The sequence below is a fragment of the Streptomyces sp. NPDC051662 genome (assembly GCF_040681655.1).
Lineage (GTDB): Bacteria > Actinomycetota > Actinomycetes > Streptomycetales > Streptomycetaceae > Streptomyces.
This window is the reverse complement of record NZ_JBFAZD010000028.1, coordinates 103102-114087: the sequence shown is the minus strand read 5'-3', so window position 1 is coordinate 114087 and position 10986 is coordinate 103102. Positions and strand designations below refer to the sequence as shown.

9 protein-coding genes and 1 pseudogene are annotated in these 10986 nt (G+C 70.2%); 4 read left to right on the top strand and 6 right to left on the bottom strand.

The annotated features are described in order from the left end of the window. Positions 1-212, bottom strand: a pseudogene (locus tag AB0M67_RS33650) (coagulation factor 5/8 type domain-containing protein); the annotation flags it as partial. Between the two features lie 372 nt (positions 213-584). On the opposite strand from AB0M67_RS33650, the gene AB0M67_RS33645 reads away from it, so the two are divergent. The 4 genes from AB0M67_RS33645 to AB0M67_RS33630 all read left to right on the top strand — a co-directional run bounded on the left by AB0M67_RS33645 (position 585) and on the right by AB0M67_RS33630 (position 5237). Next, the gene (locus AB0M67_RS33645) at positions 585-2453 is read left to right on the top strand and encodes a discoidin domain-containing protein (protein ID WP_365751365.1); all 1869 of its coding nucleotides are present in this window, start codon (positions 585-587) and stop codon (positions 2451-2453) included. A gap of 77 nt (positions 2454-2530) precedes the next feature. Further along, on the top strand, positions 2531-3448 hold the full coding sequence (locus AB0M67_RS33640; RefSeq protein WP_365751364.1) for a DUF1996 domain-containing protein: 918 nt from the start codon (positions 2531-2533) through the stop codon (positions 3446-3448). Between the two features lie 72 nt (positions 3449-3520). Further along, positions 3521-4105: a DUF305 domain-containing protein gene (locus AB0M67_RS33635; protein ID WP_365751362.1), complete on the top strand. Its 585-nt coding sequence runs from the start codon at positions 3521-3523 to the stop codon at positions 4103-4105. Positions 4106-4184: 79 nt separating this feature from the next. Continuing rightward, a complete protein-coding gene (locus AB0M67_RS33630; RefSeq protein ID WP_365751361.1) occupies positions 4185-5237 on the top strand; it encodes a LacI family DNA-binding transcriptional regulator in 1053 nt (350 codons plus the stop codon). Positions 5238-5263: 26 nt separating this feature from the next. On the opposite strand, the gene AB0M67_RS33625 is transcribed toward AB0M67_RS33630, so the two are convergent. From AB0M67_RS33625 to AB0M67_RS33605, 5 genes are all read right to left on the bottom strand, one after another. Beyond that, entirely contained in the window at positions 5264-6058 is a 795-nt protein-coding gene (locus AB0M67_RS33625) for a fibronectin type III domain-containing protein (RefSeq protein ID WP_365751360.1), read from the bottom strand. Between the two features lie 9 nt (positions 6059-6067). Continuing rightward, positions 6068-6670, bottom strand: a complete 603-nt coding sequence (locus AB0M67_RS33620) for a hypothetical protein (protein WP_365751359.1) — start codon at positions 6668-6670, stop codon at positions 6068-6070. Positions 6671-6854: 184 nt separating this feature from the next. After that, positions 6855-8261 carry a dihydrolipoyl dehydrogenase gene (gene lpdA, locus AB0M67_RS33615; RefSeq protein ID WP_365751358.1) on the bottom strand — a complete coding sequence of 469 codons (1407 nt, stop codon included), beginning with the start codon at positions 8259-8261 and terminating at the stop codon, positions 6855-6857. 76 nt (positions 8262-8337) lie between these two features. Continuing rightward, positions 8338-8739, bottom strand: coding sequence for a DUF6221 family protein (locus AB0M67_RS33610; protein WP_365751357.1), 402 nt, complete (start codon positions 8737-8739; stop codon positions 8338-8340). 422 nt (positions 8740-9161) lie between these two features. Further along, positions 9162-10892 (bottom strand): helix-turn-helix domain-containing protein, encoded by a 1731-nt coding sequence (locus AB0M67_RS33605; protein WP_365751356.1) that lies wholly within the window; start codon positions 10890-10892, stop codon positions 9162-9164. Positions 10893-10986: the final 94 nt, after the last annotated feature.

Genomic DNA, 10986 nt, shown 5'->3' with positions numbered 1-10986 from the left:
TCCTGCTGCCGGAAGATCTCGTCCAGCCGGCCCTGGATGTTCGGCGTCGACGGATCGAAGACCACCACATTCGGCCCGAGATCACCACCGCCCGGCAGGGCGGCGGCGCCGGTATGCGCGGACGCGGGCGAGGACAGGGCGAGCATGCTCGGAGCGGACGCGGCGGCGGCCATGACACCGAGAACGGTACGGCGCGTGGGGGGAGTTGGCATGGCGGCTCTCCTTGTTCAGGATGTGAACGGTGGGGGTGGCAGGGAGCGCTCTCTCACTCAGGCATGTTCACGGCATGTGAACAGCACGTCAAGGGAGCTGACCGGTTCCGGGACCCAACGAGGCCCAACTGCCCCTGAGATAAAGGGATATGGGGAGCTTTCCAGGTGGATTGAGCATGCTTCCCGGCGTGAGGGGTTGTATTCATGAAGTGTCGATTCTGCCGGACAGGCATCTCTGTGCCACCGGTGTCTTGACACCTTCTGGGGCTGCTTCTACGTTCCACGAGAGCGCTCTCTCGCTGTGGTCTCCTCAGCCCCGCCCCTCCGTACGGGCTGTGTTCCGAGCTCCCCCACCCCTCTCGAAGGAGAGCCATGCGCCCACGTCTTCTTTTCGCCTCCGCCGCCGCGGTCGTCGCCGCGTTGACGGCGGCGACGGCGCCGAGCGCGACCGGCGCCCCCCGAGCCGCGGTCGCGGCCTGGGACAGTGACCTCGCGGCGGCGGCCCAGAGTGCGAACCCGGCCGCTGCCACCGCCTCCGGCAGCGAGAACCCCGACCTGGGGCCCGGCGCCGCCTTCGACGGCAACGGCGCCACCCGCTGGGCGAGCGACGCCGTCGACAACGCCTGGATCCGGGTCGATCTGGGCCGGACCCTCCGTATCGACCGGGTCACCCTCGACTGGGAGGCCGCCTACGGCAAGAAGTACGTCCTGGAGGTATCGGGCGACGGCACCACCTGGCGGCCCTTCTACACCGAGGACGCGGGCACCGGCGGGACCGTCACCGCCCACACCTACCCGCAGGAGGTCAGGGGCCGGTACGTACGTCTGCGCGGCGTCGAACGCGGCACGCCCTACGGCTACTCGCTGTACTCCTTCAAGATCTACGGCGGCGACCCGGCACCCGCCTCCACCACCCGGACCAATCTCGCGCTCCACCATCCGGCCTACAGCAACCTCTACCAGCACGCGGGGAACTCGCCGGCGTTCGTCACCGACGGTGGCTGGCCCGCCGCCCTCAAGGGCGACCAGACCCGGTGGGCGAGCGACTGGAACGCCGCTCGCTGGGTCTCCGTCGACCTCGGCGCGACCTCCACCATCAACAGTGTGGACCTGTACTGGGAAGCCGCGTACGCCGTCGACTTCGAGATCCAGGTCTCCGACGACAACAGGACCTGGCGCACCGTGCACCGCCCGTCCGCCGCCGAGGTGGCCGCGCGTCGCGCCGACATCAAGTCCCCGGCCGAGGCGGCCGGGCGCCATGACACCATCACGCTCTCCGCACCCGCCACCGGGCGCTATGTGCGCATGCTCGGCAAGGAGCGGCGTTCCTTCTACAATCCGGCGCCCGCCACGGCCCAATTCGGCTACTCCCTCTACGAGTTCCAGGTGTGGGGCACCGGCGGCAGCGCGGCGGCCGGCTATCCCGCGCTCCCCGCCGAGCAGGGAGGCGCGTACCGCACGACGTTCTTCGACGACTTCACGGGAGCCTCGCTCGACCGCTCCAAGTGGCGGGTCGTCAGGACGGGCCAGGAGATGGGCTCGGTCAACGGCGAGGCGCAGGCGTATGTCGACTCCCCCGACACCATCCGTACCGCGAACGGCAGTCTGATCCTGAGCCCGAAGTACTGCAAGGGCTGCACCCAGGCGGGCGGCGGTACATACGACTTCACCTCGGGACGTATCGACACCAACACCAAGTTCGACTTCACGTACGGCAAGGTCAGCGCCCGGCTGAAGCTCCCGGTGGGCGACGGATACTGGCCCGCCTTCTGGCTGCTGGGCAGCAATGTCGACGACCCGGCAGTGTCCTGGCCCGCCTCGGGCGAGACGGACATCATGGAGAACATCGGCTACGGCAACTGGACCAGCACCGCCCTGCACGGACCGGGCTACTCCGCCGACGGCAACATCGGCGCGCAGCAGTACTACCCCGGCGGGGGAAGCGCGGACCAGTGGCACACATACGCGGTCGAGTGGACGCCCACCACCATGCGGTTCTTCGTGGACGACCGGATCGTCCAGGAGACGACGCGCAACAAGCTGGAGTCCACGCGCGGCCAGTGGGTCTTCGACCACAACCAGTACGTGATTCTCAACTTCGCTCTCGGCGGCGCCTATCCAGCCGGCTGGAACAAGGTCACCACGCCGTACTGGGGGCTGCCGCAGTCCAGCGTCGACCGTATCGCCCAGGGCGGCATCCAGGCCGAGATCGACTGGGTGCGGGTCGAACAGAAGGGCTGATACGGGACCACCGCCCCACACATCACCGCAACCCATGGATTGGACCCCTTGTGAGAAGGATCCTCGCTCCCCCCACCGTGTCCTCCCGGCCCCGTTGGCGCCGGCTGACAGGGCTCGTCGCGGCGTCCGTGGCCGCTCTGCTCATCGCCGGCTTCAGCTACCCGGGAGAGCGCGCGCAGGCATCGTCCGCGCAGGCGGCGCCCGCCCAGGCCGCGCCCGCCGCCCAGGCCGAGGAGGTGGTGCGCGTCGCCGAGTTCCTCGCGGAGTGCCCCTACAGCCACCGGGCCACCGACGACCCCATCGTGTTCCCCGGCCTTCCCGGCGCGTCCCATATGCACAGCTTCTTCGGGAACACCTCCACGAACGCCCACTCGGACCTGGCCAGTCTGGAACGGGCGTCCAGCAACTGCAGCCCAGCCACCGACCTCTCGTCGTACTGGGTGCCGACCCTGTACAACGGTGACACCGAGATCGAGCCGACCGGGACGACCTTCTACTACCTGGGTGAAGGCGTACGCGACGACATCATCGCGAAGATCCAGCCGATGCCCAGGGGCCTGCGCATCGTGGCCGGCAACGCCAAGGCGACCGGTCCCAACGACAACACCATCTCCCGCTGGTCGTGTCTGCACCACGGTGAGGTCGGATCCTCCCCCAACTTCGTGAACTGCCCGGCCGGTTCGATGCTGGAGTCCTATCTCGACTTCCCGCAGTGCTGGAACGGCAGGGACCTCGACTCCGCGGACCACAAGAGCCATATGTCCTATCCGGTGGCGGGCGCCTGTCCCTCCACGCACCCGGTCCCCGTGCCCAAGCTGCGGCAGGTGCTCCGGTATCCCGTCAATGGAGATCCCGCGCGGTTCCGGCTGGCATCGGGGCCCGGATACACCATGCACGGCGACTTCTTCAATGTCTGGCCCGCCGCCGAGATGGAGCGCCGCGTGCGCGACTGCATCAACCCCATCATCAAGTGCGGTGCGGACGGCCGTCCCTGATTGCCCGTCACCCACCTCTCCACACCGCCCGCCCGGGTCTCCCCCGGGCGGGCCCTTCACGGGACAACCACCATGAAGCGACGTGTCACACTCCTGTCGGCCCTGCTTCTGCTCTCTCTTCCGCTCCTGTCGTCGAGCGGCTGCTCCCCCACCGCCGAGCGGCCGGCCACCGTCGACAGCTCCTCCTCCCCCGCCCCCTCGTCCAGCGCGCCGTTCACCGCGACCGACTCCGGCTGGATCCAGCTGATGACCCCGATGAACGAGCAGGCCGGGCGGCTTCTCGCGCTGGCCTCGGCCCGGGAGTCCGCACCGCCGCTGTCGTCCTGGGCCGCCGCCCTCGCGAAGGAACACCGTACGGAACTGACCCAGTTCCGCCGGCTGCTGGGCCGCATGGGCCTGCCCGACACCAATGTGCACGAGGGCCATGACATGCCGGGCATGGTCACGGAGGCGGATCTCGACCGCGCCCGCGGGCTCACGGGCGCGGAATTCGACGGCTTCGTGCGCCAGGAGATCCGCGCACACCTCGAACAGTCGCGGCGCGTCTCCCGCTCCGAGTCCCGGGCCGGCGGCGGCGAGGAGGCCAAGCGGCTCGCCGCGCGCATCGCCGACGCGCGCGCCGAGCAGTTGAAGACGCTCTCCTCGCTGGGCGGGTGACCGCCCGGTACGGCGGGGGCACACCGTACGGCGAGGCCGCCGGTGTGACGACGGGGAGGGCGCGGATATAAAAGACCTCATGGATGCCGACTCCCCGCCGCCCTCCCGCCCGGTGACACTGGAGGACGTGGCCCGCGTCGCCGGTGTGTCCCGGGCCACGGTGTCCCGGGTCATCAACGAGACACCCACGGTGGACCGTACGCTCCGGCACGCCGTGGAGAAGGCCGTGGCCGCCACCGGGTACGTGCCCAACCGCGCCGCCCGCTCGCTCGTGACCCGGCGGACGGGGTCGGTCGCGCTCGTGGTCTCCGAGCAGGAGAAACGCCATGCCGCCGCTCCCTTCCTCGGCCGGGTCTTCACCGACCCGCACTTCGGGCGGGTGGTCAGCGGGCTGGTCGATGTGCTGCGGCCCGCCGGCGTCCATCTCGTCCTGATGCTGGTGGACGACGAGGCCTCCCGCCTCCAGACCCTCTCGTATCTGCGCCAAGGGCATGTGGACGGAGTGGTGTTGATCTCATCGCATGTGGACGACCCGCTGCCGCGGCTGCTCGCCGACACCCGGCTGCCCGCCGTCCTGTCGGGGCGCCCGCAGCACGACTCCTCGCTCGCGTTCGTGGAGGCCGACCAGCGCGCGGGAGCCCGGCTGGCCGCCGACCATCTGGTGTCACTGGGCCGCACCCGGATCGGCTCGGTGGCCGGACCGCAGGACATGCCCGCGGCCCGGGAGCGGCTGGAGGGGTTCCGCGCGGCCCTGGCCGAGCACGGCGTCCGCGATATCCCGTGGACGGAGGGCGACTTCACTCATACGGGGGGCGCCTCGGCCGTACGGGAACTGCTCGCGCTGCGGCCGGATCTGGACGGGCTGTTCGTGGCGTCCGACCTCATGGCGCTCGGTGCGCTGCCGGTCCTCCAGCGCGCGGGCAGAGACGTGCCGCGGGATGTGGCGGTGGTGGGTTTCGACGACAGCCATGCCGCCCAGTCCTGTGACCCGCCGCTGACCACCGTACGGCAGCCGGTCGAGGAGATGGCCTCCGCGACGGCCCAGCTCCTGCTGCGCCGGATCGCCCGGCCGGGCCAGGCCGTACGGTCGGAACTGTTCGCGCCCGAGCTGGTGGTCAGGGCGTCCGCCTGAGCGGCGGAGGGCCCTGGGTCCGGTCTTCAAAGTCCCGCCTGCCCGGTCGTCAGCCGGGGGACGTTCGACCGCGCTCCGTAGCTGAAGGCGCGGACCCGGTACGAGGCCCGTTTCTCGGTGGGGAGTGTGATCAGACCGCAGGAGTTGATGTCGGGGTCGACGACGGCGACCGGCGCGTAAGCGGAACCGCCCCGGGTACGCGCCTCCAGCAGGAACCCCTCTTCGTCCGAGGCGTGATCGGTCCAGGTGAAGAGAATGCCGTTCGCATGCTTGACCACGGCCTTGAGCCCGGAGGGTGCGGCGGCTCCCCCGTCCCGGATGGAACGACCGGTCGCCGACCGTCCGGGGTCCCGGCGCGGAGCCAGCCAGTCGTGGTCCGACTCCTGGTCCCGCGTGGTCAGTTCGCCCGGCGGCAGGGCGACGTCGACCGGCGCCGACGCCGGACCGTCGATGGTCCGGAGGCGGTAGTAGAAGGTCGTGCGCGGCATCAGATCGGGGTGACGGTAGGTCGTCACGCCCGGTGAGAGGTACTGGAGAACGGTGTACGGGCCCGCCTCGTCCGTCGCGAACTCCAGTACATGGCCGGCGGCGCCGGGCCCGCCGCCCCGCCAGCTGAGATCGATATCGGTGGGTGTGGTGAGGACCGCGCGGAGCGTGGCGGCCGGTCCTCCGCCGGGCGGCGGGTTCTCCGGGGCGGCGGCCCCGCCCGGGGACGTGGCGGGTCCTCGGGCGGGGCGCTCGGCCGGCGGCTGCGCGGAACACGCCGCTGCCACCAGCGCGAGCGCGACGGCCGGCACCGCCGCTCGGATCGCTGGGCGCACGGGCGTCCGCTACTTGCGCCAGAAGCGGATGTCGCTCCAGACCACCGTGGCCGGTCCGTTGCCGCTGTTGGTGCGGTAGGCGCCGAACTTGTCGTAGAAGCTGCCGCCGGGGCTGTCGTAGGTGTGCTTGAGCGATCCGTTGATGTACGTGCGGTGTGATGTGCCGACCTGGTGAACGGTGTTGACGCGGACCGTCGCGCCGACGGTGCCGGCGTTGGAGAGTGTGTCGCCGCCGTGGACCGCGTACAGCCGCCCGCCGCGTTCGGCGGCCAGCATGAAGTAGGGGCCGGCCGCCGACTCGTTGAACGTCTGCTTGAGACTGATGCGGGTACCGCTCAGGCTGCTGATGCGGAAGTAGCCCTCGAACTGCCGGGTGCCCCCGGTGTAGGTGGCATACCTGCGTTCGGCGCGCTGGTCGCCGCTCGCGGTGGAGCAGGTGAGCGTGAACGTCAGACCGTCGACCTGGCCGCACCCCCGCTCCTGGACCGTGAAGGTGGGCGAGACGGAGGTCCAGCCGCCGGGCTCCACCTCGGCGGAGGCTTGTGGGACGGCGAGGAATGAGGAAGCACCCACTGCGGCGAGAACCGTGAACGTCCGAAGGCGTGAAAACATGTCTCACTCACCTTTCTGGTGGGGGGGACGCCATCAGAGCCCGCACTCCACATATATGAACGCTGGCTCTGATTTTGAATGGTTGAGTGGAAGATAGGACTGGACCAACCGCCCGTCAAGAGCCCTCCGGCAGAGGGCCGTTGGCGATGCGGAACGAATCCGACTGATCCACCGCCGCCGGGCGTCAGAAGTTGATCATGTGTCCGGCCAGACCGTGGACAGCCTCCTTGACCGCCTCGCCCAGCGTCGGATGGGCGTGCACATTGCGCGCCACCTCATGCACCGTCAGATCCCACTGCTGGGCGAGCGTCAGCTCCGGCAGCAGCTCGGTGACCTCGGGGCCGATCAGATGCGCGCCGAGCAGTTCACCGTAGCGGTTGTCGCTGATCAGTTTCACGAAACCGACCGGGTCGCCGAGACCATGGGCCTTGCCGTTCGCGGTGAAGGGGAACTTCACCACCTTCACATCATGGCCCCGCTCGCGTGCCTGCTCCTCGGTCCAGCCGAAACTGGCGATCTGCGGCTGGCAGTAGGTGGCGCGCGGGATCATCACGAAATCCAGTTCCATGGTCTCCGCGCCGCCGATCGTCTCGGCCGCGATCACCCCCATGGACTCGGCGGCGTGGGCCAGCATCAGCTTCGCCGTGACATCCCCGATCGCGAAGATGTGCGGCACGCTGGTACGGCCGCGTCCGTCCACCTCGATGGCTCCGCGCTCGGTCAGCCGGACGCCGGTGTTCTCCAGGCCGTAGCCCGCGATACGCGGCGCGAAGCCGATCGCCTGAAGGACCTTGTCGGTCTCCAGCACCTGCCGCTGTCCGTCCCGCGAAACGGTGACCCGTACCTTCGCCGACGGATCGCTGTCGTCGATCGACTCGACCCGGGTAGAGGTCAGCACCTCGATACCCAGACGCCGGTAGCGCTTGGCGAGTTCCTTGGAGACCTCGGCGTCCTCCAACGGCACGAGCCGGTCGAGGAATTCGACGATCGTGACCTTCACCCCGTAGTTGTGCAGCACATACGCGAACTCGACGCCGACGGCGCCCGCGCCGGCGATGACGATGCTCTCCGGGAGAGTGTCGGAGAGGATCTGCTCCTCGTAGGTGACGACCCGCTCGCTCAGGGAGGTACCCGGCAGCAGCCGGGTCGTGGTCCCCGTGGCGACGACGCAGTGGTCGAACGACAGCGTCTCCGTACCGCCCTCCGTCAGCGCCACCTGGAGCGTCCGGTCGTCGATGAAGGTGCCACGGCCGTCGTACTCGGCGATGTCGTTCTTCTTCATCAGATAGTGCACACCGGCGACCCGGCCGTCGGCGACCTTACGGCTGCGCTTGAACGCCTCCGTGTAGTCGAAGCCGACCCGGCCCTCCACCCGGATTCCGAAGGTCTTCGCCTCCTGCGTGAAGATGTACGCGAGTTCGGCGTTGCGCAGCAGCGCCTTCGACGGGATGCATCCCACGTTCAGACAGACACCGCCCCAGTACTTCGCCTCGACGACTGCTGTCCGCAGCCCGAGTTGCGTCGCGCGGACCGCCGCGGTGTATCCGCCCGGTCCCGCGCCGAGGACCACGACATCAAAGTGTGTACTCATAATCCACACCATAGGCACCGAAAGCGCCGCCCGGGCATATCTCGGGGCAAGCGTGCTGCCCCTCACACGACAGGCCCTAACGGACGAACCGAGGCAGCCACTTCGCCCGGTAGCCGGGATGGCCCGCGTGCTCCGCCGCCAGCTGCCGGACGACGAACCCCAGTCCGACGGCTCGGCCTGACGGGAAGTCGGCGGCCGGACGGTCGGTGTCCAGGTGGCACACCTCCTCGTACTCGTCGAGGAGCACCCTGCTCGTCTCGACGCGCCGGAGGGTGTACTCCGGGTTCTGGAGGGCGATGTGCTCGTCGTAGCCGCGCGTGCGCACCGTGAACGCGATCCCGCCGGTACGGTCGTGGATCTCGCCCGGCATCTCGGGCGGACAGCGCCAGCGCTCCCCGCCCGCCTCCTGCGCGCGTCTCGCCTCCTCGTCGAGGCGCGCCCGCACGAACGCCAGCAGATCCGCATTGTCGTCAGCCATCAGTTCTCGGTCCTTTACCGTACGGGCACGGGAGAGGAAGACCTCCGTCCCGGGCACGTTCTACCCTCCAGCAGAGGATGCCGTACAAACGGCGCGGCGCATGAGGATCGTGAGCGTGGGGTAAGCGCTCCGTGCCCCGCCGGTGGAAAGCACGGCAGACACGGTAGAACGGTGCGTATCCGGCAACGAATCACCACTCGCGAGAGGAGACGTCATGTCATCGAAGCGGCGCCGCAAGAAGAAGGCGCGTCGTAAGAACGGCGCCAACCACGGCCGACGCCCCCAGTCCTGAGCGGGAGACTCCTCCGTACGGACTACCGTCCAGTGGCCCCCGCGCGTGCGGCACGCCGCCGTACGCGGTTGCGGGGGGCCACTGTCCCGGCCCCGCGCGGTGACCGCGAGGGGCGCGGGACGACGGAAGGTCAGGCCTCGCCGCCCAGGACCTTCCACACCCGGGTCGCCACGTGCAGATTGAGGCGCGTCTCGACATCGCCCAGGTCGTGGCCCCCGATCTCGCGCAGGCGCTGGAGCCGGTAGCGCAGCGTGCTGCGGTGGATGCCGAGGGCGGAGGCCGCGCCGTCGTAGTTTCCGCCCGCCTCGAAGTACTGCGAGAGGGTACGGACCAGATCGCCCCGGTGGGCCGCGTCGTAGTCGAGGAGCGGACCGAGCCACTCGCGGACGTACCCCTCGATCTCCCGGTAGTCGTCACCCGTACCGATGATCCGGTACAGGCCCAGGTCGTCGAACGAGGTCGCGCCGTGGGGTACGCGCGAACGCTGCCGTACCTCCAGTGCGCGCAGCGCCTCCTGGTAGGAACGCGGGATCTCGGCCGGGGAGTCGCAGCGGCTGCCGAGCCCGATGGCGCCCGCGCGCGAGCCGAGTTCCTGGGAGACCGCCAGATACAACTCCTCACCCTTGGGGCGTCCCTGGACCACCAGGACCGCCCGGCCCGAGCGCCTGGCCACCAGCGACCGGAGCCCCAGACCGGCCGCCGCACCGGCCACCGCCCGCACGAACGCGTCGTCGGCGGTCAGCCCGGTCCAGGCCACCGCGACGAGGTGCTGTGCACCGTGCAGATCGTGGCCGACGGCCGCGGAGCGCGCGAAGGCGCTCTCGTCGTCCGTACCGGTGATCAGATCGTCGACGAGCTCGCGGCGCAGCCGCAGCTCCATCTCGGCCAGGCTGCGCAGATGCGCCATCTCCAGGGCCAGCGCGTCACACGCGTGACCGAGCGCGAACTCCTCCCGCTCCCCCGCGGCGCCCTCGGGATCGACCAGGGAGACGGTGCCCAGGATCTCGCCGCGGTGGCGGGCGACGGCGGTGAGCCGGTGCCCGACATACACCGGGCGCGGGTCCCTGATCGCGTCGAGGATCAGCTGCTCCTGGCGTCCCGGGTCGGGCTTCGGGTACGGGTCGGGGCAGCCGGGGCCGGCCCAGGCCCGTAGATTGCCGAACTGGTCCTCCACCACGGCGGAGAAGCCGGTCAGCCGGTGGACCGTCCAGGCGATCCCGGCCTCGGTGTCCCCGGTGGCCGTGGCACCGCTCAGCGCGTCGTGCACCGACCGCCGGTACATCAGCTCGGACTCCACGGCGGCGAGTCGCGCACGGGCGGCGATCCCGTCCCGCCGGGCCCGGCTCAGCTCAGTGGCGTACTCCCGCTCCCGGCGGTGGGTGGCGGCGCCCGCCAGGGCCGCGCCGGTCTGCCGCGCCAGCAGTCCGAGCAGCGCGATGTCGTCGTCGTCCGGCCGCCGCCCGGCGCTCACGACCAGATATCCGGCCGGGGAGCTTCCGGTTCGCCCGCCGGGCGCCCGGAGCGCGAACGCCCATGACCACTCCCGGCCGGGGAGCCGGACGGCGCCGTCCCGGCCGCCGAGTCCATTGACCTGGCTGTCCAGCGCCCGGCTCATGGCGGAGGAACCCGGCGGAAGGGAGAAGTCCGGGGGACAGCGGACCAGCCGCCCGTCGGCCCGCAGATAGCCGGCCTCCGTACACCAGGGGCCGAGCCGCGCGACACCGGAAGCGGCCAGCCGCATCACCTCATGCGTGTCGTCGCCGTCGGACAAGGCGCCCGACAGCGCCATCAGACGCTGGAGGCGGGAGGACCGGCTGCCCGGGGTGTCCGGTGCTCCGGCTCTTCCGGCGGCCGTGCTCATCTCCCTGGACCGACACCTTCCCGAAGAAAGTCGCCCCCAGGAACAACTTTACCGAGCGACGGGGGACGCGCATCCGGTCCGCCCCGGGGCCGGC